The organism is Mesorhizobium sp. M0815 (assembly GCF_040319995.1).
GTDB lineage: Bacteria > Pseudomonadota > Alphaproteobacteria > Rhizobiales > Rhizobiaceae > Mesorhizobium.
Map to the genome: position 1 here is coordinate 1 of NZ_JAMYOU010000014.1, position 22,025 is coordinate 22,025.

25 protein-coding genes are annotated in these 22,025 nt (G+C 62.6%); 20 read left to right on the forward strand and 5 right to left on the reverse strand.

All coding sequences use genetic code 11. The features are described from left to right. The first annotated feature begins 190 nt into the window (after positions 1-190). Complete coding sequence (ribB, locus tag NKI01_RS16820; RefSeq protein WP_023716904.1) at positions 191-1,291, forward strand: 3,4-dihydroxy-2-butanone-4-phosphate synthase; 1,101 nt, start codon at positions 191-193, stop codon at positions 1,289-1,291. 58 nt (positions 1,292-1,349) lie between these two features. On the opposite strand, the gene NKI01_RS16825 is transcribed toward ribB, so the two are convergent. Further along, entirely contained in the window at positions 1,350-2,573 is a 1,224-nt protein-coding gene (locus NKI01_RS16825) for an MFS transporter (protein ID WP_352483719.1), read from the reverse strand. A 118-nt stretch (positions 2,574-2,691) separates the two neighbouring features. On the opposite strand from NKI01_RS16825, the gene NKI01_RS16830 reads away from it, so the two are divergent. From NKI01_RS16830 to NKI01_RS16860, 7 genes are all read left to right on the forward strand, one after another. Next, positions 2,692-3,345, forward strand: a complete 654-nt coding sequence (locus tag NKI01_RS16830; RefSeq protein ID WP_352483718.1) for a TetR/AcrR family transcriptional regulator — start codon at positions 2,692-2,694, stop codon at positions 3,343-3,345. Positions 3,346-3,476: 131 nt separating this feature from the next. Then, a complete protein-coding gene (locus NKI01_RS16835) occupies positions 3,477-4,403 on the forward strand; it encodes a histone deacetylase family protein (RefSeq protein WP_352483717.1) in 927 nt (308 codons plus the stop codon). 3 nt (positions 4,404-4,406) lie between these two features. Beyond that, on the forward strand, positions 4,407-4,658 hold the full coding sequence (locus NKI01_RS16840) for an exodeoxyribonuclease VII small subunit (RefSeq protein WP_023716907.1): 252 nt from the start codon (positions 4,407-4,409) through the stop codon (positions 4,656-4,658). A 107-nt stretch (positions 4,659-4,765) separates the two neighbouring features. Then, positions 4,766-5,032, forward strand: a complete 267-nt coding sequence (locus NKI01_RS16845) for a DUF2277 domain-containing protein (protein WP_023716908.1) — start codon at positions 4,766-4,768, stop codon at positions 5,030-5,032. A gap of 9 nt (positions 5,033-5,041) precedes the next feature. Next, a complete protein-coding gene (locus tag NKI01_RS16850; RefSeq protein ID WP_023716909.1) occupies positions 5,042-5,962 on the forward strand; it encodes a pirin family protein in 921 nt (306 codons plus the stop codon). Positions 5,963-6,043: 81 nt separating this feature from the next. After that, positions 6,044-7,957, forward strand: a complete 1,914-nt coding sequence (gene dxs, locus NKI01_RS16855; protein WP_023716910.1) for a 1-deoxy-D-xylulose-5-phosphate synthase — start codon at positions 6,044-6,046, stop codon at positions 7,955-7,957. A gap of 206 nt (positions 7,958-8,163) precedes the next feature. Further along, on the forward strand, positions 8,164-8,457 hold the full coding sequence (locus tag NKI01_RS16860) for a hypothetical protein (protein ID WP_023716911.1): 294 nt from the start codon (positions 8,164-8,166) through the stop codon (positions 8,455-8,457). A 3-nt stretch (positions 8,458-8,460) separates the two neighbouring features. On the opposite strand, the gene NKI01_RS16865 is transcribed toward NKI01_RS16860, so the two are convergent. After that, complete coding sequence (locus tag NKI01_RS16865; protein WP_352494381.1) at positions 8,461-8,862, reverse strand: GFA family protein; 402 nt, start codon at positions 8,860-8,862, stop codon at positions 8,461-8,463. A 174-nt stretch (positions 8,863-9,036) separates the two neighbouring features. Between NKI01_RS16865 and NKI01_RS16870 the strand changes: the two genes are divergently transcribed. The 4 genes from NKI01_RS16870 (at position 9,037) to NKI01_RS16885 (ending at position 12,030) form a co-directional block, all read left to right on the forward strand. Further along, a complete protein-coding gene (locus tag NKI01_RS16870) occupies positions 9,037-9,846 on the forward strand; it encodes a TlyA family RNA methyltransferase (RefSeq protein WP_352963965.1) in 810 nt (269 codons plus the stop codon). Further along, positions 9,843-11,084 carry a class I SAM-dependent RNA methyltransferase gene (locus tag NKI01_RS16875; RefSeq protein WP_352963967.1) on the forward strand — a complete coding sequence of 414 codons (1,242 nt, stop codon included), beginning with the start codon at positions 9,843-9,845 and terminating at the stop codon, positions 11,082-11,084. Before NKI01_RS16870 ends, NKI01_RS16875 begins: the two co-directional genes overlap by 4 nt. Before the next feature lie 75 nt (positions 11,085-11,159). Further along, positions 11,160-11,531, forward strand: a complete 372-nt coding sequence (locus NKI01_RS16880) for an antitoxin Xre/MbcA/ParS toxin-binding domain-containing protein (protein WP_023716914.1) — start codon at positions 11,160-11,162, stop codon at positions 11,529-11,531. Further along, positions 11,497-12,030, forward strand: coding sequence for an RES family NAD+ phosphorylase (locus NKI01_RS16885; RefSeq protein ID WP_502895932.1), 534 nt, complete (start codon positions 11,497-11,499; stop codon positions 12,028-12,030). The genes NKI01_RS16880 and NKI01_RS16885 overlap by 35 nt, the downstream gene beginning before the upstream one ends. A 249-nt stretch (positions 12,031-12,279) precedes the next feature. On the opposite strand, the gene NKI01_RS16890 is transcribed toward NKI01_RS16885, so the two are convergent. From NKI01_RS16890 to NKI01_RS16900, 3 genes are all read right to left on the reverse strand, one after another. Continuing rightward, the gene (locus NKI01_RS16890) at positions 12,280-12,987 is read right to left on the reverse strand and encodes an NAD-dependent deacylase (protein ID WP_023716916.1); all 708 of its coding nucleotides are present in this window, start codon (positions 12,985-12,987) and stop codon (positions 12,280-12,282) included. Between the two features lie 66 nt (positions 12,988-13,053). Further along, complete coding sequence (gene tldD / locus NKI01_RS16895) at positions 13,054-14,466, reverse strand: metalloprotease TldD (protein ID WP_023716917.1); 1,413 nt, start codon at positions 14,464-14,466, stop codon at positions 13,054-13,056. Between the two features lie 128 nt (positions 14,467-14,594). Continuing rightward, on the reverse strand, positions 14,595-15,119 hold the full coding sequence (locus NKI01_RS16900; RefSeq protein WP_023716918.1) for an invasion associated locus B family protein: 525 nt from the start codon (positions 15,117-15,119) through the stop codon (positions 14,595-14,597). A 371-nt stretch (positions 15,120-15,490) separates the two neighbouring features. Here NKI01_RS16900 and coxB point away from each other — a divergent pair, with 371 nt between their 5' ends. The 8 genes from coxB to NKI01_RS16940 all read left to right on the forward strand — a co-directional run bounded on the left by coxB (position 15,491) and on the right by NKI01_RS16940 (position 22,018). Beyond that, on the forward strand, positions 15,491-16,369 hold the full coding sequence (gene coxB / locus NKI01_RS16905) for a cytochrome c oxidase subunit II (protein ID WP_023716919.1): 879 nt from the start codon (positions 15,491-15,493) through the stop codon (positions 16,367-16,369). A gap of 38 nt (positions 16,370-16,407) precedes the next feature. Then, positions 16,408-18,060 carry a cytochrome c oxidase subunit I gene (gene ctaD, locus NKI01_RS16910; protein WP_023716920.1) on the forward strand — a complete coding sequence of 551 codons (1,653 nt, stop codon included), beginning with the start codon at positions 16,408-16,410 and terminating at the stop codon, positions 18,058-18,060. A 76-nt stretch (positions 18,061-18,136) separates the two neighbouring features. Beyond that, positions 18,137-19,081: a heme o synthase gene (locus NKI01_RS16915; RefSeq protein ID WP_352483710.1), complete on the forward strand. Its 945-nt coding sequence runs from the start codon at positions 18,137-18,139 to the stop codon at positions 19,079-19,081. After that, on the forward strand, positions 19,078-19,245 hold the full coding sequence (locus tag NKI01_RS16920; protein ID WP_023716922.1) for a cytochrome c oxidase system small membrane protein: 168 nt from the start codon (positions 19,078-19,080) through the stop codon (positions 19,243-19,245). The genes NKI01_RS16915 and NKI01_RS16920 overlap by 4 nt, the downstream gene beginning before the upstream one ends. Before the next feature lie 7 nt (positions 19,246-19,252). Next, positions 19,253-19,885, forward strand: a complete 633-nt coding sequence (locus NKI01_RS16925; RefSeq protein WP_352547562.1) for a cytochrome c oxidase assembly protein — start codon at positions 19,253-19,255, stop codon at positions 19,883-19,885. Between the two features lies 1 nt (position 19,886). After that, positions 19,887-20,768 carry a cytochrome c oxidase subunit 3 gene (locus NKI01_RS16930; RefSeq protein ID WP_023716924.1) on the forward strand — a complete coding sequence of 294 codons (882 nt, stop codon included), beginning with the start codon at positions 19,887-19,889 and terminating at the stop codon, positions 20,766-20,768. 111 nt (positions 20,769-20,879) lie between these two features. Then, positions 20,880-21,266, forward strand: a complete 387-nt coding sequence (locus tag NKI01_RS16935; protein ID WP_352859180.1) for a DUF983 domain-containing protein — start codon at positions 20,880-20,882, stop codon at positions 21,264-21,266. Continuing rightward, complete coding sequence (locus tag NKI01_RS16940; RefSeq protein WP_352483708.1) at positions 21,263-22,018, forward strand: SURF1 family protein; 756 nt, start codon at positions 21,263-21,265, stop codon at positions 22,016-22,018. The genes NKI01_RS16935 and NKI01_RS16940 overlap by 4 nt, the downstream gene beginning before the upstream one ends. Positions 22,019-22,025 lie beyond the last annotated feature (7 nt).

Sequence of the window (22,025 nt, forward strand, 5' to 3'; positions counted from 1 at the left end):
GTAGGGGAGTAGGGGAGTAGGGGAGTAGGGGAGTAGGGGAGTAGGGGAGTAGGGGAGTAGGGGAGTAGGGGAGTAGGGGAGTAGGGGAGTAGGTTATGCAGCTCCCGCGACAGCAATTTTTTCCTTTTCCCTACTCCCGTACTGCCCTACTCCCTTACTCCCCTATTCCCTGCGAGTGAAACGAGCGTCCATGCCTTACGACCAGAAGAAGATCGTTGAAGCCCTGCGCGCCTTCGAGCGCGGCGAGATCGTCGTCGTCATGGACGATGACGGGCGCGAGAACGAGGGCGACCTGATCGTCGCCGCCGTCCATTGCACGCCGGAAAAGATGGCGTTCATCGTCCGCAACACGTCAGGCATCGTCTGCACGCCGATGCCGCGCGAGGAAGCCAAGCGGCTCAACCTGTCGCCGATGGTGGCCGACAATGATTCTGCCCACACCACTGCCTTTACCGTCAGCGTCGACTTCAAGCACGGCACCACGACTGGCATTTCGGCGGACGACCGCACGCTGACGGTGCGCAATCTCGCCAATGGCAATGTCGGCGCGTCCGATTTCGTGCGCCCCGGCCACATCTTTCCGCTGATCGCGCGCGAGGGCGGCGTACTGATGCGTTCGGGCCATACCGAAGCCGCTGTCGACCTTTGCAAGCTCGCCGGCCTGCCGCCGGTCGGCGTCATTTCCGAGCTGGTCAACGATGACGGCACCGTGATGCGCGGCCCGCAGGTGCAGGCCTTCGCCGAAAAGCACGGGTTGAAGCAGATCTCGGTTGCCGACCTCATCGCCTACCGGCAACGCAAGGAAACGCTGGTCGAACGCGTCGCCTGTTCCGACATCGAGACGCCCGGCGGCAAGGCGCAGGTCTTTACCTATACGCTGCCCTGGGATTCCATGCATCACGTGGCGGTCGTCTTCGGCGATATCCGCGACGGCGTCGAGGTGCCGGTGCGCCTTCATTCCGAGGACGTGGTGAGTGACGTCTTCGGCACCAGCCACAGGCTGGACGCCATCATGAAGGCGATGGGTGAGCGCAAGCGCGGCGTCATCGTCTATCTGCGCGAAGGGTCGGTCGGCGTCGCCCATCAGGAGCGCAAGCGGCCGGCTGCCGGCGACCGCGAGGACCATGAAGAGGCGCGCCGGCGCGAGAACGAATGGCGCGAGATCGGCCTCGGCGCGCAAATCCTCAAGGATCTCGGCATTTCCTCGATCAATCTGATCGCCTCGCGCGAGCGCCATTATGTCGGCCTCGAAGGTTTTGGCATCCACATCGCCAAGACCGAGATTCTTTGACCGTTCTCACGATGCTGGTATGCGTCCGGCCCCCGCCTCGGGCCGGACGCACCGGAAGCTATTCCGCAGCGACCGCAGCAGCGTCGCAGGCTGCAATGTCGCAATCCGGCGCGGCAAGGCTGCGCTGGCCGGCAAGCACGATGACCAATGCGATTGTGCCCGACGCCACCGATACCCAGAACCCGTTCTGCGCGCCGAAAGCGTCCACCACCCAGCCGGCGGCGAATGAGCCGAGCGCCATGCCGATGCCAATGCCGGTCATCACCCAGGTCACGCCTTCGGTCAGCACCGCCTCGGGCACGCGCCGCTCGATCAGACCGAATGCCGTGATGAAGGTCGGCGAGATCGCCACGCCGCTGACGAAGACGGCCAGTGCCAGCAGCGGCACGGTGTCGGCGACGAGCAGCGGCAGCGTGGTAAGCGCAATGATGGCGATTGCGATGGCAAGTTGAATTTGCAGCGGCACTTTCAGGTTCAGGGCGCCGATAATGATGCCGACGACGAACGATCCGAGCGCGTAGACGCCGATAACGAAGCTGGCGGCGCCCGGCTGGCCAAGCTCCTTGGTGATCGCCACTGTGCTCACCTCCGTGGTTGCAAAGGTCGCGCCAATGAAGATCAGCGCCAAGGTGAGGATCTGGACAGGCCGCAGGCGGATTGCCGAACCGCCCGAACCATGTTCCACCGGTCTGGCTCGCGGTTCGGTCGAACGCTGCAGGATGAAAGCCGTCGAACCGAGGGCGAGGAACAATGTGCTCGCGAGCACTCCCGCTTCCGGGAAAAGCGCGACGCTCAGCCCCACCGACAGCGATGCCCCGGCGATGTAGACCAGTTCGTCCGCCGCCGATTCAAAGGCGAACGCGGTGTTCAGCTCGGGACGGTTGCGGAAGATCTCAGTCCAGCGCGCGCGCACCATTGCCGGGATGCTGGGCATGACAGCAGCCAGCAGCGATGACACGAACAGCGTCCATATCGGCCAATGCTGATTGGCCGCCGCAATCAGGATCGCGAAAGCGAGCGTGGAAATCACGGTGGTCGGCACCACAATCCGCGTCTGGCCGAGGCGATCCACCAGTCGCGATACCTGTGGCGCGACGAAAGCGTTGGCAAGCGCATATGTCGCGGAGACAGCGCCGGCCAGCCAGTATTCGCCATCAGTCTGTGACAGCATCGCAACGATCCCGATCGGAGCCATGGCCATCGGCAGCCGGGCAACGAACCCGGCTGCGGCGAAGCCTATGGCGCCAGGCGCGCGAAAGATCTGGGTATAGGGATTTTGCATGGTCTGGCTCCTCGACAACGGACGGTTCGACGATTACATACGTAACGTATGAGTTTAAATAGATCATACGCCGCGTATGTCAATTGGCATACGAAGCGTATGTTAATAGGGCCACAGCATGCACAGACCACGCAAGGAGATGATTGCCGAGACCCGCGCCAAGCTGATTGCCGCGGCACGCCAGGCCTTCGGGACGCTCGGCTATGCCGAAGCCTCGATGGATGATTTCACGGCATCGGCCGGGCTGACGCGCGGTGCGCTCTATCATCACTTCGGCGACAAGAAGGGCCTTCTCCAGGCGGTCATCGCCGAGATCGACGCCGAAATGTCGGCCCGGCTGAAGGTCGTTTCGGCCAAGCCGGACAATCTCTGGCAGGGCTTTGTCGACGAATGCACCGCCTATATTGAGATGGCGCTGGAGCCGGAGATCCAGCGTATTGTGCTTCGCGACGGCCCGGCGGTGCTCGGCGATCCATCGCAATGGCCAAGCCAGAGCACATGCATCCGCTCGATGACGGAGAGCCTGCAAAGACTGAGCGACGAGGGGACCATTCTTGCCATCGATCCCGAAGCCGCGGCAAGGCTGGTCAGCGGCGCCTCGTTGCATGCGGCGCAGTGGATCGCAAATTCGAACGATCCCGAAGCGACGTCGAAGAAGGCAGTGAAGGCGTTCAAGGTTCTTCTGGAAGGGCTGCTCAATCTCACCGGCAGGCTGCACCAGCCTGATCGACTATCGTCGATGCACCCCGAGATTGACCAGTCACCGGCCTGAGGTTGTTCTTTCCAGCAATCTGGCGGCTCGCGCTGGAACCAGCCGGCCCCGCCCGCTTAAACCCTGTTGAACATCACACCAGCGAGACGCTAAAACATGGCCAAAGCGTCGAGGCGCGCCTATATCGGGGCATGGTCACGAGACTTTACACCCATCCGATTTTCCTCGAGCACATAACCCCGCCCGGTCACCCGGAGCGGCCAGACCGTTTGCGCGCCATAGAGCGTGTGCTTGACGACGAGGCCTTCGCGGCGCTCGATCGCGTCCAGGCGCCGGAAGGCGACGAGGCAACCATCCTTTACGCGCATCCGCCCGAATTCGTCGAACGTGTCCGCACAGCGATACCGGACACCGGCATCGCCCGTATCGACGCCGATACCACCGCCAGCCCAAAGAGCTGGCAGGCGGCCGTGACTGCGATCGGGGCTGCCAACGCTGCTGTTGACGACGTCTTCACCGGCCGTGCCGACAATGTCTTCGTCGCCGCACGGCCGCCTGGCCATCATGCCGAAAAGACCACCTCCATGGGTTTTTGCCTGTTCAACACCGCGGCGATCGCGGCACGCTACGCGCAGAAGAACCATGGCGCCGACCGCGTTGCCGTCGTCGACTGGGATGTGCATCATGGCAACGGCACGCAGGACATCTTCTGGGACGATCCGTCCGTGCTCTATTGCTCGACGCACCAGATGCCGCTTTACCCCGGCACCGGGGCCGTGAGCGAAACCGGCGCCGGCAACATCGTCAACGCGCCGCTGGCGCCGCAGAGCGGCAGCGATGTTTTCCGCGACGCCTTTCTGTCGCGCATCCTGCCGGCGCTCGACAATTTTGTGCCCGATCTTATCATCATCTCCGCCGGTTTCGACGCCCACCACCGCGATCCGCTGGCCGAGATCAACCTGACCGAGGATGATTTCGACTGGGCGACCGGTCAGTTGCTCGAACGCGCCGGGCGCCTTAGCGGCAATCGGGTCGTCAGCCTGCTCGAGGGCGGCTACGATCTGCAGGGATTGGCATTTTCAGTCGCCGCCCATGTCGGGCGGCTGATGAAGGGATAGACGATGGCTGGTGAGATCAACGAGGACGTCAAGGCGATGAGCTTCGAGCAGGCGCTCGACGCGCTAGAGAGGATCGTCGACGATCTGGAGCGCGGCGACGTGCCGCTCGACCAGTCGATCCGCATCTACGAGCGCGGCGAGGCGCTGAAGGCCCATTGCGACCGGCTGTTGAAGGCGGCCGAGGACAAGGTCGAGAAAATCAGGCTGTCGCGTGACGGCAAGCCGGTGGGGACAGAGCCGTTGGACGCGGATTGAGGCGGCCTCGAACGACGATTGTGCTTGCCGGCTTTGGACATCACCATGATTGAGGATAAAACTCATCCCGTTTGAAACGGCTCCAGGACGAGAGGAGATTGCGAACGATGTGCAGAAACATCAAAACCCTGTTCAATTTCGATCCGCCGGCAACCAATGACGAGGTCCGCGATGCCGCACTTCAGTTTGTCCGCAAGCTGAGCGGAACGACGCGACCGTCAAAACAGAACCAGCATGCGTTCGACCATGCCGTCGAGGCCATTGCCGCCTCGGCGCGCGAATTGCTCGACAGCCTCGAGACGACGCAGCATCCGCGCAATCGCGAAGAGGTGGCGGCCAAGGCGAAGGCCAAATCTGCACTTCGCTTCGCCTGAGGGGACCGCGTGAGCTTCTTTCCCGGAAACGATCCGCAGATGGGCGATGCCTTCGCCAGCGATCAGATCGAGCTGATGGTCATTCCGAACGCCAAGGATATTGGCGGATTTCAGGTTCGCCGCGCCTTGCCGACGGCCAGGCGCCGGCTGGTCGGACCTTTCATCTTCTTCGATCGTATGGGTCCGGCAGTTCTTCGGGCCGGCCAGGCGCTCGACGTCCGTCCGCATCCGCATATCGGACTGTCGACGGTGACTTACCTGTTCGACGGCAAGATCAGGCACCGTGATTCGCTCGGCACCGAGATGGTGATCCAGCCCGGCGACGTGAATCTGATGACCGCCGGCCGCGGCATCGTCCATTCGGAGCGCACGCCAGAAGAACTGCGCGGCGCGCCGATGTCGGTTTCCGGCCTGCAGACATGGTTGGCGCTGCCGGACGGCAAGGAGGAGGTCGCGCCGATCTTCGAAAACACCGCGGCGCTGCGCCTGCCCGAAATCGATGCCGAGGGGGTCAGCGGCCATATCGTCATCGGTGCGTTTTCCGGAATGCGCTCCCCGGTCGCGACCGCTTCGGACACACTGTACGCCGATCTCAGGCTGGCGCCGGGTGCCAGCGTGAAGATCCCGGCCGATGCCGAGGAGCGCGCCATCTATACGCTGGAAGGCGAGGTTTCGATATCCGGTGACCGCTTCCCGGCCGAGCGGCTGCTGGTTTTCCGGCCCGGCGATGAGATCGTTGTTTTATCGGAGAGCGGCGCCCATTTCATGCTGTTTGGCGGCGCTTCGCTCGGTTCGAAACGTTATATCTGGTGGAATTTCGTATCGTCCTCAAAGGAACGCATCGAACAGGCGAAAGAAGAATGGAAGACGGGCCGCTTCGATATCATTCCCGGAGACGAGCAAGAGTTCATCCCGCTGCCCGAAAGCTGATGCGCGTTACCGCCACATTTACATTCGCCGGCCAGCGGCATATTTCACGATGAACAGAAAATCTGACCAGGCTCGCAAACAGTGAACGCAAAGCCCGATACGCCGCTTCTCGACAAGGTCCGCGTCCCAGCCGATTTGCGCACGCTTGCCGAAGGCGACCTGCCGCAGCTGGCTTCCGAGCTTCGCGCCGAACTGATCGACGTCGTCTCCCACACCGGCGGGCATCTCGGCGCCGGCCTTGGCGTGGTCGAGTTGACCGTCGCGCTGCACTACGTCTTCAACACGCCGGACGATCGGCTGATCTGGGACGTCGGCCACCAGGCCTATCCGCACAAGATCCTGACCGGCCGCCGCGACCGCATCCGCACGCTGCGGCAGGAGGGGGGGCTGTCCGGTTTCACCCGTCGCGTCGAGAGCGAATACGATCCGTTCGGCGCAGCCCACTCCTCGACCTCGATTTCAGCCGGCCTCGGCATGGCGATGGCGCGCGATCTGTCCGATGGCCGCAACAATGTCATTGCCGTCATCGGCGACGGCGCCATGTCGGCCGGCATGGCTTATGAGGCGATGAACAATGCCGGCGCACTCGATGCCCGGCTAATCGTCATCTTGAACGACAACGATATGTCGATCGCTCCACCGACCGGCGCAATGAGCGCCTATCTGGCCCGTCTGGCGTCTGGCAAGACCTATCTGGGGTTGCGCGATTTCGGCAAGAAGCTGACGTCCTATCTCGGCGAGCGCGCCGATCGCGCCATCAAGCGGGCGGTCGAGCACGCGCGCGGCTACGTCACCGGCGGCACGCTGTTCGAGGAAATGGGTTTCTACCACATCGGCCCAATCGACGGCCACAACCTCGAGCACCTGATCCCGGTGCTGAAGAACGTCCGCGACAATGCCGACGGCCCGGTGCTGATCCACGTCGTGACCCAGAAGGGCAAGGGCTACGCCCCGGCCGAGGCGGCCGCCGACAAATATCACGGCGTCAACAAATTCGACGTCATTACCGGCGCCCAGGCCAAGGCGCCCGCCAACGCGCCGAGCTACACCAAGGTGTTTGCCGACAGTCTGATCCAGGAGGCCCGAGAGGACGACCGCATCGTCGCCATCACCGCCGCCATGCCGAACGGCACCGGGCTTGACCTCTTCGGCGAAGCGTTTCCGGCGAGGACCTTCGACGTCGGCATTGCCGAGCAGCATGCGGTGACCTTCGCCGCCGGCCTTGCCACGGAAGGCTTCAAGCCTTTTGCGGCGATCTACTCGACCTTCCTGCAGCGCGCCTACGACCAGGTCGTCCACGACGTGGCGATCCAGAAATTGCCGGTGCGCTTTCCGATCGACCGCGCCGGCTTCGTCGGCGCCGATGGTGCCACCCATTGCGGCGCTTTCGACACCACCTTCCTGGCGACGCTGCCCGGTTTCGTCGTCATGGCGGCGGCCGATGAGGCCGAGCTGCGCCACATGGTACGCACCGCTGCAAGCTACGATGACGGCCCGATCGCCTTCCGCTATCCGCGCGGCAACGGCGTTGGCGTCGAGATGCCGCAGCGCGGCTCGGTATTGGAGATCGGCAAGGGCCGGATCGTCAGGGAAGGCACCAAGGTTGCGCTGCTTTCCTTCGGCACCAGGCTGCAGGATTGCCTGGCCGCGGCCGAGGAGCTTGGCGCGGCGGGGCTTTCGACCACGGTCGCCGATGCCCGTTTTGCCAAGCCGCTCGACGAGGATCTGATCCGGCGGCTGGCCCGTTCGCACGAGATACTGGTGACGGTGGAAGAGGGCGCGGTCGGCGGCTTCGCCAGCCATGTGCTGCAGTTCCTGGCCCACGAAGGGCTGCTGGAGAGCGGCCTGAAGGTGCGCCCGCTGGTGCTGCCCGACACTTTCGTCGACCATGCCAAGCCGGAAAAGATGTATGCCGATGCCGGGCTGGACAGCGCCGGCATCGTGCGCACAGTGTTCGTGGCGTTGGGGCATACCGCGCAGGCCCAGCGCGCCTAGTTGTTTCCGCGTTTCTGCAACGCCAAAAGATTCTGCTTGGCTGCAAATGCCAGTCTGAATCAAAATCTCAACTGCTTGAATCAAATTACCGGCGAACAGTCGTAAGATACTGTTTACGCTGCCATTTGGCGATTTGCTTACCGTGTCCTTTGGCCGTTTTTCAACGCCGCCCTGCTAGAAAGCGACCGGCAGGGGAAAGAAGACCAATGAGATCGCTTTTGGGCGGCATCGCGCTAACGGCCATCTTCGCCGCGTCGGCCGTGGCCGAAACGCGCTACGACCGCAAACTCGAAGAGGCGGTGATGGGCATCGTCGCCGGCAAGATCGGCCAAATCCGTGGCGGCTTCTCCTACAAGGAGGCGCCGCAATTCGTCGTCGTGCCAGATACCTTGCCGAAGGCGTCCATTTCCGTTGACCGGCCGCGCCCGCAGGTGTCCGGCGACAGCAGCGACGGTCTGACGCCGGCCGTTGAACGGCGGGTTTCGCGGACCATATTCTAGAAACTAGAACCACATATCCCGCACACAGCGACCATCCCTCGGCAAATCCTCGAATGTGTCGAGACCGTCGAAATGATCGATCGGGAGGTCGGCGACAGCCTCCGGCGGCGCAAGCCTCATATTGACGGCGATGCGGTGGCGACCGGCGGTATCGGCACGCAATCCGCGCCAGGCCAGGACGCAAGCGCACGTTGGACAGAAGAGAATCTCAAGCGAAGGGTGAGCCCTTCCAACGCGCGTATAGGCACTCACGGGCCCCGCAAGGCGGATGCGTTCGTCGACATAGTCATACGCCCAGAGCGTGCCGTAGCGACGGCAAAGCGTACAGTTGCAGGCAGTGATCGAACCGGGATCGCCCTCCAGGGTCCAGTGGGCTGCGCCGCAGTGGCAGGTTCCCGTCAGCATGTTCCTCCTCCACGTTTCGACGGCTAAACGGCATCTCTTCTTAGCATTGCGTCGGGTGTCGTGCGAGGTTCGACAAACAGCGGAGCGGCTGATGAGTTCACCCGCTTTTCCAACTATGCCTTGTCTCATCGCCAATATCCTTGCCATCATCGTTGGCATTCGCCATGAAGGCCGATGACTTCCCTTCCGCCAGCCAGCATTCGCCAGCGGCTCGACGAATTACTCGTCCAGCGCGGCCTGTTTGCCAGCCGCTCGCGTGCTCGCGATGCGGTGGCGCGCGGCACCGTGACGGTCGACGGCATCGTCGCCCACAAGCCGGGCCAGGCCGTTCTGCCTGAGTGCAACATCGTCGTTGACGATCCGGCGCAAGGTTACGTCTCGCGCGCCGCACTGAAGCTGAAGGCTGGTCTCGACCATTTCGGCCTCAACCCCACCGGTAGCGAAGCGCTCGATGTCGGCGCCTCGACCGGCGGCTTCACGCAAATACTTCTCGAACGCGGCGCGGCGCATGTCACGGCGATCGATGTCGGGCACGGCCAGATCCACTCCGACATTGCCGGCGATCCGCGCGTGACGGTGATTGAAGGCCTGAATGCGCGCGAACTGTCGGCCGCCGATCTCGGCGGCCGTGTGCCGGATTTCATCGTCTCGGATGTCAGCTTCATATCGCTGAAACTGGCGCTGCCGCCGGCGCTTGCCTTGGCCAGGAACGGCGCAAAAGCCGTGTTTCTGGTCAAGCCGCAATTCGAGGCCGGCCGCGAGGCGATCGGCAAGGGCGGCCTGCTGAAGGACCCCTATGATGCGGCGCGCATTGCCGGCCTGATGCAGGACTGGCTCGATGCCATTCCCGGCTGGCGCTCGTTGGGACTTCATCTGTCGCCGATAGAGGGCGGCGACGGCAACCGCGAGTTCCTGCTCGGCGGCATCAAGGCCGTCGCGACCAAGCCTGCCAAGATCGGGCGGGCCGGGATTGAGAAGCGATGACCGCGCGTTTCACAATCGCAAAATTGGGCTCGCAGGGCGACGGCATCGCCGAGACCGAGACCGGCGAGGTTTTCATTCCGTTTACGCTGCCGGGAGAGGTCGTCACCGCCGGGCGGGAGAAAGATCGCGCTACCTTGATGTCGGTGCTTGAGGCCTCGCCGCTGCGAGTCGATCCGCCGTGCCGCCATTTCGGCGAATGCGGCGGCTGCGCCGTCCAGCATCTCGAGACTGAAGCCTATCACCAATGGAAGCGCGAAAGGGTCGTGCATGCGCTGAAGAGCAAGGGCATCGCCTGCGATGTCGGCCCGCTGGTGCCGTGCGCGCCGCACACGCGCCGCCGCGTCGTCTTCACTGCCCGGCGGAGCGAGGCGGGAATGCAGTTCGGCTTCGTTCGCGCGCTGTCGTCCGAAATCATCTCCATCGAGGAATGCCCGATCTCGCTGCCGCAGATCGTCGCTGCGCTCGACCGTTTGAGGATGCTTGCCGGACTGATCTGCACCACGACCAAATCGTTCCACATGGCGGTGACGGTGACCGGTTCCGGCCTCGATGTCGCGGTTCACGATTCCGGTAAGCTCGGCGAGAACCAGCGCCGCGTCGCCTCGAACTTTGTCATTGCCGAGAGGCTAGCCAGGCTGTCGGTCGACGGCGAGATCATTATCGAACCAAAGAAACCGGTCGTCCTGTTTGGTGGCGTCGCTGTCGCAGTGCCGCCGGGCGCTTTCCTGCAGGCGACCGAGGCCGCCGAAGAAGCGATGGCCGACATTGTCGGCCAGCATCTCGCGCGCGCCAAAAAGGTCGCCGATCTCTTCGCCGGCTGCGGAAGCTTCGCACTGCGTCTGGCCTCAAGATCGGAGGTTCATGCGGTGGAAGGCGATGCGGCAGCACTCTCGGCGCTTGACCGGGCCTTCCGTTTCGCCAGCGGCCTGAAGCGGGTGACCGGCGAACGTCGCGACCTGTTCCGGCGGCCGCTCACATTCAAGGAGTTGAATGCCTTTGACGGCGTAGTCTTCGACCCGCCCCGCGCCGGCGCCGAGGACCAGTCGAAGCAGATCGCGCGCTCCGACGTGCCGCTCGTCGCCGCGGTGTCCTGCAATCCGGTGACGCTGGCGCGGGATCTTCGCATCCTCCTCGATGGCGGTTACGCCTTGAAGAGCGTAATCCCGATCGACCAGTTCCTGTGGTCGCCGCATGTCGAGGCCGTCGCGCTGTTGGAGAAGCCGAGACGAAGGCGCTAGCAGCTAGGGCTTGAAATGCGCACCAAAAAAGCACATTTTGAGTGTACGTCGTTCAAACTGGGCTAGGAAATTGCCATGAGCACCGCAGCCTTTGAAAATTCGGCATCGCGCTTCGGCGAGGAGCGGGCGCCGTTTCTCTCGCCGAGGCGGGTAGCCGCACTGCTAGGGGTCAATATGACTGAACTGGCCGGCCTGACCGGTCTCGCGCGCAACACGCTTGCCGCCAAGTCCGGTGCGCGCAAGGTCGACGCCGCATTGAGTCCCATCGTCCGCATCCTGGCGATGGCCGGCGAGATGGCCGGTGATGAACAGCGTGCCGCGATCTGGTTCAAACATCAGCCGATCCCCGGCTGGGCGGGAAAGACCGCCTACGATCTCGTTCGCGAAGGCAAGACTGACAAGGTGCTTGCCTATCTGGAGGCAGTCCGCTCCGGCATCTATGCCTGAACCCAGGCTGACTCTATGGCGCGCTTTTGTGCCGCGCTGGGCCCATCTGCCGCTTTCCGGTGAGGGCGCGGCCCGCTTCGGCGGCCGCTGGAATCCGATTGGCACGCCGGCGATCTACGCCGCCCGGGAACTGTCCACGGCTTGGGCCGAGTACAATCAGGGTTTTGTCCAGCACCCGGCGCTGATTGCACAATTGAAACTGTCAGGCGCCCGGCTGGCCGACCTGACAGAGGCTGATACGCTGTCGAAGCTCGGTGTAACGGCCGACATTCACCGGTGCGAATGGCGTGACATCGTGGATGGAGGCTTTGTGCCCGAGACGCACCAACTGAGAGACCGCTTGCTTGGCGACGGGCTGCACGGCGTGATCTACCCGTCCTTCATGTCGCCTGGCGGCACATGCGTCGCGCTGTGGCGCTGGAACGAAAACGATGCTCCGGATCTTGAAATCATCGATCCCGACCATCGCCTGCCGAAAACAGCGGCATCATGGCTTTAGGGCAGTTCGAGCTGCGGCGGGCACACCCGCCTCCATCTCTTCCAACGTCTTCGGCTTGCCTATGTGGGGCAGGGATCCAAATACGTCCTATGGCCGTGTTAAAGGCAAGACTGGAACAGGCAGTGCGACTTGATCGTCGGTCGAACTGGTGACTTCTAGCTTTTCTCCGGCAGCGATCACAGTTTCCTCTCCCGACATAACAAAGATGCTGATCGCGCGCTGAATTCAAGGCTGCATAGCCAGACGGTGCTAGCCTGCGCCTGAAAGGACGCGCTCGACGAAGGCGGGCACCACTTGTGTCGCCGGCCCTTCCATCTGCTCGTCGAAACGGGAGGCCCAGCCGGCGCATTTCAGATTGAGTTCGGCTGTTACGGCTCCGGCCGCGCGTGCCTCCTCCACGAAACCTGCTGCCGGGTAGACACTCCCGCTGGTGCCGATGGCCACGAATAGGTCGCAGCGCGTCAGCGCCTCGCCGACCTCCTCCATGCGGTAAGGCATTTCGCCGAACCAGACCACGTCAGGCCTCAATTGACCTTTTGCGCCACACGCTGGACAGGCCGAATGGGCAGCGATGTCGTCGGCCCAGGTGCTGCTTTGCCCGCAGCTCAGGCAAAGGGCATGGCCCAGTTCTCCATGCATATGGATCAGTTTGCGCGAACCGGCGCGCTCATGCAGGTCGTCGATATTCTGCGTGACGACGAGGACGTCGCCTGGGAATTTCTGCTCGAGCTTGGCCAGCGCGGCGTGCGCCGCATTCGGCTCGACGCTGCCCATCTGCCGCCGGCGCATATTGTAGAAATCCTGCACCTTTACGGGGTCGCGCGCAAAACCTTGCGGCGTGGCCACGTCCTGCAGGTCGTATTTCGCCCAGACCCCGTCGGGATCCCGGAACGTGGCGACGCCCGATTCCGCCGAAATGCCGGCGCCTGTCAGGATGACGATTTTGGCTTTGGACATGGTCGAAGACACCGGCATCCGGAAACATCATTTGGAAGGCGATGTTACCGGAAGGCGGCAGCCGCATCAAACCCTGGTGCCGCCGACCGTCATCTGGTTCATCCTGAGATGCGGCTGGCCGACGCCGACCGGCACGCCCTGTCCGGCCTTGCCGCACATGCCGATGCCGGTGTCGAGCTTCATGTCGTTGCCGACCATCGAAACCCGATGCATGGCATCCGGCCCATTGCCGATCAGCATGGCGCCCTTGATCGGTTGCGTCACCTTGCCGTTCTCGATCATGTAGGCCTCGGTGCAGCCGAACACGAACTTGCCCGAAGTGATGTCGACCTGGCCGCCACCGAACGACACGGCATAGATGCCGTTCTTGACCGAGGCTATGATTTCCTCCGGCTCCATGTCGCCTGCCGTCATGTAGGTGTTGGTCATGCGCGGCATCGGCTCATGCGCGTAACCTTGGCGCCGCCCGTTGCCGGTGGCCTTCATGCCCATCAGCCGTGCATTCTGGCGGTCCTGCATGTAGCCGACCAGCTTGCCATCATCGATCAGCACGTTATGGGCCGAAGGCGTGCCTTCGTCGTCGACGGTCAGCGAACCTCGCCGCTCGGGCATGGTGCCGTCGTCAACGACGGTGACGCCTTTCGCCGCCACCTGCTGGCCAAGCAGGCCGGCAAAGGCCGACGTCTTTTTGCGGTTGAAATCGCCTTCCAGCCCGTGGCCGACGGCCTCGTGCAACATGACGCCGGGCCAGCCGCTCGACAGCACGATGTCGAAAGTGCCGGCAGGTGCTGGAACCGCTTCGAGATTGACGAGCGCCTGCCGCAGTGCCTCCTTGGCCGCGTGCCGCCAGCTGTCCTCGACCAGGAATTCGCCAAAATCCTTGCGGCCTCCCATGCCGTAGGAGCCGCTCTCCTGGCGGTCGCCGTCGCCGACCACCACCGATACGTTGATCCTGACCAGCGGGCGGATGTCGCGGACCATCTGGCCATCGGCGCGCACGATCTCGACATGCTGCCAGGAGGCGGCGAGCGACGCCGTCACCTGCCTGACGCGCGGATCTTCGGCCCGCAGCCATGCATCGATTTCCTGAAGCAACTTGGCCTTGGTCTCGAAGGAAGGCGAGGGGATCGGGTTTCCGTCGCCGTAGAGATGGCGGTTGGTGCGGACGGGCGCTGCGGCAAGCGTGCCGGAATAGCCGCTCTTCACCGTCGAAACGGCATCGGCGGCGCGCCGCAGCGAGGCTTCGGAGAGATCACTGGAATGGGCGTAGCCGCTGGCCTCGCCAGCGACGGCGCGCAGGCCGAAACCCTGGTCGGTGTTGAAATTCGCGGTCTTCAGCTTGCCATTGTCGAACATCAGCGCTTCGCTTTCGCTGTATTCGAGAAACAGTTCGCCGTCGTCGGCGCCGTTGATGGTCTCGGCGACGATCTGCTTGATGCGATCGTCGGAAATGTCGAATTGGCCGATCAGGCTGTTCATGGCAGGTCCATTCGCAGGAGGATTGTTTCCCACGATGTAGGCGCGAAGGCCTGCACAGACAATCTGAAATGAGATTTGCCGTGACCGCGGCCGGTCAACAATCACTGGATCGTGCTACAAGACCGCGTTCAAGGCAGGGCGGCGAAGCCGTCGGCAAAACCCTTGAGGTCGACGGGAATGCCGATGCCTTCTTCGGGCGTCTGGAAGACGATAAAGGTCGCCGACGTACCGGTCTTCAGCGTGTCGAGCAGCGGCTTTTCCAGGATGACCTCGGCATAGCAGCCGTCCTGGAAACAGCGCACGAAATAGGCGCGGCCGATATCCTTGCCGTCGACATTGAGGCCGAGGCCGTTGGGCAACAGCACGCCGAGCGGCGCCAGCACACGAAGGATTTCGGCCTTGTTGTCGGCTGTACGCAGCACGACAACGGAAAGACCCATTTCCGGGCGGTCCTCGGCGACGACGTTCTGCATCATCACGCATTGTTCGGACGTAGCACCGGCCGGCGTATCGCAGATGATCGACCACGCCCCATGCGTCGACTTCACCGTGCCGCTTGGCTGCGCGGCATTGGCCAGGCCGCCGCCTGACAAGGCTATTGCGGCGGCAACAAGGATGACCTCCGCCAAGGTTCTCGAAAGCCACGCGTTCATGACGGCTCCATTGCGAATCACGGCACTTTAAGCCGCACTAAACCCAAGTAAAGGACGAGACCCCCGCGGTCTGCCCCGACATAGGCGACAATGCGCTTTTCCGTGCCAATTTCGCCCTAATTGCGACGGTTTCGCGCGCCGCGCGGCTCATTCTGCCGGGATGCCGCTCCGGTGATTCGCGACGAGCGGTCACCGCACGAAGCTACAGCCGCGCTTGCGCGCAAAAATGCCGCACGGGTTCCGCCGCTCCTTTCTTGCGGAGGCAAATAGAGTATGGTTTGAACCAGCCTTGAATTGTCCGGGATTCCCGTCCCGGCATTATTCGGCATTCTTGCGGTCCGATCGCGAGGAACTGGGAGATGACGAGGGCGATGAGAAAATTCCTGGCAACCGCCAAAATCGTAGCTAGTGCCGCCGCCACGTTGTTTGCCGCTGCATCCGCTCATGCAGCCCAGCCTCAACCCTGGGAAACCAGTTTTCAGCCTCCGGCGACCGATATTATGAGGCAGATCGAGTGGTTCGGAAACTATTCGTTCGCGTTCATCATTGTGATCACCGCCTTGGTGCTTTTTCTGATCGCCTACTGCATTTTGAAATTCCGGGCGAGCGTCAACCCGACCCCGTCGCGCACCAGCCACAACACGCTGATCGAGGTCATCTGGACTGTCGGTCCCGTCGTCATCCTGCTCTGTCTCGCCATTCCTTCGTTCCAGCTGCTGACCGCGCAATACACGCCGCCGGAAGAAGCCAAGCTGACCGTCAAGGCGACGGGCAATCAGTGGAACTGGGATTACGAATACCAGGTCGACAACACGCTTTCCTTCAATTCCGCGATCCTTCAGGATGCCGACAGGGCTGCTGCCGGCAAGGAAGATCGCGCCGCCTATCCGCGCCTGCTCGCCGTCGACAATGAGATGGTGGTGCCTGTCAACACCATGACCCGCGTGCTGGTGACGGCGACCGACGTGATTCACGCCTTTGCCATGCCGTCCTTCGGCATCAAGACCGACGCGGTGCCGGGCCGCATCAACGAGGTGTGGTTCAAGGCCGACAAGGAAGGCCTCTATTACGGCCAGTGCTCGGAACTCTGCGGCAAGGACCACGCCTTCATGCCGATCGCCATTCGCGTCGTCTCCGATGCGCAATACAAGACCTGGCTGGCGGCAGCCAAGACCGATCTTCCCGGCGCCAACAAGGCGCTGATGGCCGAGGTCGATGGCACGAACAAGGTAGCGGCCGCCGGCAACTGATGCCGCGACCAGAAAAGATTCAGGGAACGGAGCCGACCATGGCAGACGCTGCAGCTCACGACGACCACGACCACAAGCCGTATCATGGCTGGGTCCGGTGGGTGTATTCGACCAACCACAAGGACATCGGTACGCTTTATCTGATCTTCGCGATCATGGCGGGCTGCATCGGTGGCGCCTTATCGGTCGTCATGCGCATGGAATTGCAGGAGCCGGGCATCCAGATATTCACTGGCCTGGCACAGATGGTCTACGGCATGAACGGTGACGCCGCCATCGACGGCGGCAAGAGCATGTACAATGCCTTCACCACCGCGCATGCGCTGATCATGATCTTCTTCATGGTGATGCCGGCGCTGATCGGCGGCTTTGCCAACTGGATGGTGCCGATCATGATCGGCGCGCCGGACATGGCGTTCCCGCGCATGAACAACGTCTCGTTCTGGCTGCTGCCGCCGGCTTTCATCCTGCTGATTATCTCGGCCTTCGTCCCGAGTGCGCCGGGCGCCTATGGCGTCGGTGGCGGCTGGACGCTTTATCCGCCGCTCTCGACATCGGGCCAGCCTGGACCGGCCATGGACCTGGCGATCCTTTCAATCCACATCGCCGGCGCCTCCTCGATTCTTGGCGCCATCAACTTCATCACCACCATCTTCAACATGCGCGCGCCCGGCATGACCATGCACAAGATGCCGCTGTTCGCGTGGTCGGTGTTGATCACCGCCTTCCTGCTGCTGCTGTCGTTGCCGGTGCTGGCCGGCGGCATCACCATGCTTTTGACCGACCGCAATTTCGGCACCACCTTCTTCGCCCCGGACGGCGGCGGCGACCCGATCCTGTTCCAGCACCTGTTCTGGTTCTTCGGCCATCCAGAAGTCTATATCCTGATCCTGCCGGGCTTCGGCATCATCAGCCATATCATCTCGACCTTTTCAAGGAAGCCGGTGTTCGGCTATCTCGGCATGGCCTATGCGATGGTTGCCATCGGCGCGGTGGGCTTCATCGTCTGGGCCCACCACATGTACACGACGGGCCTGTCGCTCGACACCCAGCGCTATTTCGTCTTCGCCACCATGGTCATCGCGGTGCCGACGGGCGTGAAGATCTTCTCGTGGATCGCCACTATGTGGGGCGGGTCGATTTCGCTTAAGACCCCGATGCTGTGGGCGATCGGCTTCATCTTCCTGTTCACAGTTGGTGGCGTCACCGGCGTGCAATTGGCCAATGCCGGCCTCGACCGCCCGCTGCACGACACCTATTTCGTGGTTGCGCACTTCCACTACGTGCTGTCACTGGGCGCGGTCTTCGCCATCTTCGCCGGCTGGTACTACTGGTTCCCGAAGATGACCGGCTACATGTATTCGCCGGTGATCGCCAACACCCACTTCTGGGTCACTTTCGTCGGCGTCAACCTGGTCTTTTTCCCGCAGCATTTCCTCGGTCTCTCCGGAATGCCGCGTCGCTATATCGACTATCCCGATGCCTTCGCCGGCTGGAATATGGTGTCGTCCTACGGCTCGTACATCTCGGCTGTCGGCGTCGTCATCTTCCTGTTCGGCGTCTTCGAGGCGTTCCAGAAGAAGCGGGTCGCCGGCGCCAATCCTTGGGGTGAGGGTGCGACCACGCTGGAATGGCAGCTGCCTTCGCCGCCGCCGTTCCACCAATGGGAACAGCTGCCGAAGATCAAGTAGGCGGTTGCCTCCTTTAATACGGAACCGCCGGCCGTCCGGCGGTTTTGGCCAACGGAATGATGGACTCTAAGTACGCATGGCCCTTGCCGAAGACAGACTGATTGACGAGCCGGGCTTCCGCATGTCGGAAGCGACGGCGGGCGATTTCTTCGCCCTGCTGAAGCCGCGCGTCATGTCGCTGGTGGTGTTCACAGCGTTTGTCGGCATGGTCGCCGCCCCGGTGACCATCAATCCGCTGCTGGCGGTGATCGCGATCCTGGCTATTGCCATTGGTGCCGGCGCGTCCGGTGCGCTCAACATGTGGTATGACGCAGACATCGATGCGGTGATGACGCGCACCGCCGGCCGTCCCGTGCCGGCCGGCCGCATACGGCCTGGCGAGGCATTGAGCTTCGGGCTGGTGCTGTCGGTTCTGTCGGTGATGACGCTCGGCGTGCTGGTCAACTGGTTGGCCGCATCGCTTCTGGCCTTCACCATCTTTTTCTATGCCGTCATCTACACGATGTGGCTGAAGCGCTGGACGCCACAGAACATTGTCATCGGCGGTGCTGCCGGTGCCATTCCGCCGGTCATCGGCTGGGCGGCGGTAACCGGATCGGTCAGCCTCGAAAGCTTGGTGCTGTTCCTGATCATCTTCCTGTGGACGCCGCCGCATTTCTGGGCGCTCGCGCTCTTCAAGTCGGAGGACTATGCCAAGGCAGGCATTCCGATGATGCCGAATGTCGCCGGCCAGGCTTCGACCAGACGCCAGATCTTTGCCTATGCGCTGGTCCTCGCACCGGTTGGCGTGCTGCCATGGGTTCTCGGCTTCACCACGCCAGCCTATGGCGTCGTTGCATTGCTGCTCGGCGCCGGCTTCGTCTGGTATGCGTGGAAGGTGCTGCAAATGGCCGATGACGACCGGGCGATGAAGCCGGCCAAGGCCCTGTTCGGCTATTCGCTGCTCTATCTCTTCGCCATCTTCGCCGCCTACCTTGGCGATTGCGTCGTCGCGCGCGCGCTGACCATCGGTGGAGCATGAGCATGGCCGAAAAGAAGCTTGAACTGGTCACGCTGACCGACCGTCAGCAGAAGGCCCGCCGCAATCGCTCGGCCGCAATCGGCTTCGCGCTGGCGGCGCTGGTCGTCATATTCTACGTCGCGACCATCGTGAAATTTGGTCACAGCGTCACCGGTTCGATGTGAGCTGAACATGACCAGGCAAACAGTCACCGATCCTACGAAGAAGAATACGAACCGCGTCGTCGCCGGCGTCTGCATCGCGTTCTTCGGCGGCATGATCGGCATGGCCTATGCCGCAGTGCCGCTCTACGCGATGTTCTGCCAGGCGACAGGCTACGGCGGCACCGTTAAACGGGCGACCCAGCAATATGCCGATCGGGTGCTCGACCGTGACATCACCATCCGCTTCGATGCCAACACTGTCGGCATTCCCTGGCAATTCCAGCCGGTCGCCCGCTCGATCACCATCAAGATCGGCGAAACAGCCGAGGCGCATTTCAGCGCGACCAACAAATTCAGCCGGCCCATCACCGGACGCGCCACCTTCAATGTACAGCCTGAACTGGCCGGACCTTACTTCAACAAGGTCGAGTGTTTCTGCTTCACCGACACGACGCTGAAGCCGGGCGAGACGTTGGACATGCCGGTCGTGTTCTATGTCGATCCCGACATCGTCAACGCGCCGGAATTGAAGGATTTGAAGACGATTACCCTGTCCTACACGATGTTCCCGGTCGACAAGACCAAGCCGGTCGCATCATCGGTGCCGGCCGACGGCCGCCGCAACAAGAGTTCAGATACCGAAGCAAGCCTCGGGGGTTGATATGGCAGACGCACACGCAAAACCGCAACATGACTACCACCTCGTCGACCCGAGCCCATGGCCTTTCCTGGGCTCCGTCGGGGCGCTGGTGACCGCGATCGGCGGCGTCTGTTACATGCAATATCTCAAGGGCGGCGATTTCCCCATCTTCGGTTTCAACATCGCCAATCCATGGTTGTTCTTCATCGGCCTGCTGATCGTCATCTACACGATGTTCGCCTGGTGGTCGGATACGATCAAGGAAGCGCATGAGGGGCACCACACTCGTGTCGTGTCGCTGCATCTGCGCTACGGCATGATCATGTTCATCGCCTCCGAGGTGATGTTCTTCGTCGCCTGGTTCTGGGCCTTCTTCGACGCCAGCCTGTTCCCCGGCGAGGTCCATCAGTATGCCCGTACCGCCTTCACCGGCGGCGTCTGGCCGCCCAAGGGCCTCGAAGTTCTCGACCCTTTCCATCTGCCGCTTTACAACACCGTCATCTTGCTCCTGTCGGGCACCACGGTGACCTGGGCGCACCACTCGCTCATCCACGGCGACCGCAAAGGGCTGATCAATGGCTTGGTGCTGACCGTCGGCCTCGGCATGCTGTTCACCATGGTGCAGGCCTACGAGTACATGCATGCGCCGTTCGGCTTCAGGGATTCGATCTACGGCGCCACCTTCTTCATGGCGACCGGCTTCCATGGTTTCCACGTCATCATCGGCACTATCTTCCTGCTGGTCTGCCTGATCCGCGCCATGAAGGGCGACTTCACGCCCAAGCAGCATTTCGGCTTCGAGGCCGCCGCCTGGTACTGGCATTTCGTCGACGTGGTGTGGCTATTCCTGTTTGCCTCGATCTATGTCTGGGCATCGAACGGCGCAATGATCGAACCGCACTGACATTGGCCCGAGGAAATGGGCCCGAGGAAAATGGGGCCGAGGAAATAGACAAGGCGGCTGCGGCGACGTGGCCGCCTTATCTTTTGCGGCAAATGCTCCTAGGATGACCCCATGAGCGACGACAAGGCGATCTGGCCACCAATCGATCCGATCTCGGCCGGCCTGCATGGCCGCTGCCCCCGCTGTGGCGAGGGCAAGCTGTTCTTCGGGTTCCTCACAGTCGGCGATCGCTGTACCAATTGCGGCCTCGATTATTCCTTCGCCGATGCCGGCGACGGGCCGGCGGTGTTCGTTATTCTGATCATCGGCTTCATCGTCGTCGGCCTGGCGCTGTGGATGGAGGTGACGCTCAATCCGCCGCTCTGGCTGCATCTGTTGCTGTGGATTCCGCTGACGCTGGTGCTGTGCCTGGCGGCGCTCAGGCTGATCAAGGGCGTGCTGCTGACGCTGCAATACCGCAACAAGGCGGCCGAGGGCCGGCTGGACCGCGGCGAATGAGCGAGGCATCAGGTTTGGTGGCCGGCCGGTCGCGGCCGAAACGCGCATTGGCGCTCGGCCTGGGTATCGTCGTGTCTTTGATCCTGCTGGCGCTCGGCACCTGGCAGGTTCAGCGCCTGCACTGGAAAGAGGGCCTTCTCCAGACGATCGACCAGCGCACGCATTCGGCGCCTGTGCCATTGGCCGAGGTCGAAAAGCGGTTTGCTGCCACCGGCGACGTGGACTACACGCCGGTGATAGTGACCGGCACTTTCCTGCATCAAGGCGAACGGCATTTCCTCGCCACCTGGGAAGGCCAGTCCGGCTTCGATGTCTTCACGCCGCTGCAACTCGAGGATGGCCGTTTCGTGCTGATCAACCGCGGCTTCGTGCCCTACGATTTCAAGGACCCCGCCAAGCGGCCGCAGGGGCAGGTGACGGGCAAAGTGACGGTGACGGGGCTCGCCCGCAACCCGCTGCCGGCCAAGCCCTCGATGATGCTTCCCGACAATGATCCGCAGAAGAACATCTTCTACTGGAAAGATCGTGACGCGATGGCCTCGAGCGCCGGCCTGCCGGCAGGTGCGGCGCTGGTGCCGATCTTCATCGATGCGAACGCCGCCGCCAACCCCGGCGGGCTGCCCGTCGGCGGCGTCACCGTCATCGACCTGCCGAACAGCCATCTGCAATATGCGATAACCTGGTACGGCCTTGCCGTCGCCCTTGCCGGTGTCCTGATCTCCTGGCTCCGCCGCCCGGCGAAAGACCAATGATCGCCGC

Excerpts from the sequence above, each read along its gene's own strand:
- ribB (WP_023716904.1), top strand. The coding sequence starts at position 191 with ATGCCTTACGACCAGAAGAAGATCGTTGAAGCCCTGCGCGCCTTCGAG.
- NKI01_RS16825 (WP_352483719.1), bottom strand. The coding sequence starts at position 2,573 with ATGCAAAATCCCTATACCCAGATCTTTCGCGCGCCTGGCGCCATAGGC.
- NKI01_RS16830 (WP_352483718.1), top strand. The coding sequence starts at position 2,692 with ATGCACAGACCACGCAAGGAGATGATTGCCGAGACCCGCGCCAAGCTG.
- NKI01_RS16835 (WP_352483717.1), top strand. The coding sequence starts at position 3,477 with ATGGTCACGAGACTTTACACCCATCCGATTTTCCTCGAGCACATAACC.
- NKI01_RS16840 (WP_023716907.1), top strand. The coding sequence starts at position 4,407 with ATGGCTGGTGAGATCAACGAGGACGTCAAGGCGATGAGCTTCGAGCAG.
- NKI01_RS16845 (WP_023716908.1), top strand. The coding sequence starts at position 4,766 with ATGTGCAGAAACATCAAAACCCTGTTCAATTTCGATCCGCCGGCAACC.
- NKI01_RS16860 (WP_023716911.1), top strand. The coding sequence starts at position 8,164 with ATGAGATCGCTTTTGGGCGGCATCGCGCTAACGGCCATCTTCGCCGCG.
- NKI01_RS16865 (WP_352494381.1), bottom strand. The coding sequence starts at position 8,862 with ATGCTGACGGGAACCTGCCACTGCGGCGCAGCCCACTGGACCCTGGAG.
- NKI01_RS16870 (WP_352963965.1), top strand. The coding sequence starts at position 9,037 with ATGACTTCCCTTCCGCCAGCCAGCATTCGCCAGCGGCTCGACGAATTA.
- NKI01_RS16875 (WP_352963967.1), top strand. The coding sequence starts at position 9,843 with ATGACCGCGCGTTTCACAATCGCAAAATTGGGCTCGCAGGGCGACGGC.
- NKI01_RS16880 (WP_023716914.1), top strand. The coding sequence starts at position 11,160 with ATGAGCACCGCAGCCTTTGAAAATTCGGCATCGCGCTTCGGCGAGGAG.
- NKI01_RS16890 (WP_023716916.1), bottom strand. The coding sequence starts at position 12,987 with ATGTCCAAAGCCAAAATCGTCATCCTGACAGGCGCCGGCATTTCGGCG.
- tldD (WP_023716917.1), bottom strand. The coding sequence starts at position 14,466 with ATGAACAGCCTGATCGGCCAATTCGACATTTCCGACGATCGCATCAAG.
- NKI01_RS16900 (WP_023716918.1), bottom strand. The coding sequence starts at position 15,119 with ATGAACGCGTGGCTTTCGAGAACCTTGGCGGAGGTCATCCTTGTTGCC.
- coxB (WP_023716919.1), top strand. The coding sequence starts at position 15,491 with ATGAGAAAATTCCTGGCAACCGCCAAAATCGTAGCTAGTGCCGCCGCC.
- ctaD (WP_023716920.1), top strand. The coding sequence starts at position 16,408 with ATGGCAGACGCTGCAGCTCACGACGACCACGACCACAAGCCGTATCAT.
- NKI01_RS16915 (WP_352483710.1), top strand. The coding sequence starts at position 18,137 with ATGGCCCTTGCCGAAGACAGACTGATTGACGAGCCGGGCTTCCGCATG.
- NKI01_RS16920 (WP_023716922.1), top strand. The coding sequence starts at position 19,078 with ATGAGCATGGCCGAAAAGAAGCTTGAACTGGTCACGCTGACCGACCGT.
- NKI01_RS16925 (WP_352547562.1), top strand. The coding sequence starts at position 19,253 with ATGACCAGGCAAACAGTCACCGATCCTACGAAGAAGAATACGAACCGC.
- NKI01_RS16930 (WP_023716924.1), top strand. The coding sequence starts at position 19,887 with ATGGCAGACGCACACGCAAAACCGCAACATGACTACCACCTCGTCGAC.
- NKI01_RS16935 (WP_352859180.1), top strand. The coding sequence starts at position 20,880 with ATGAGCGACGACAAGGCGATCTGGCCACCAATCGATCCGATCTCGGCC.
- NKI01_RS16940 (WP_352483708.1), top strand. The coding sequence starts at position 21,263 with ATGAGCGAGGCATCAGGTTTGGTGGCCGGCCGGTCGCGGCCGAAACGC.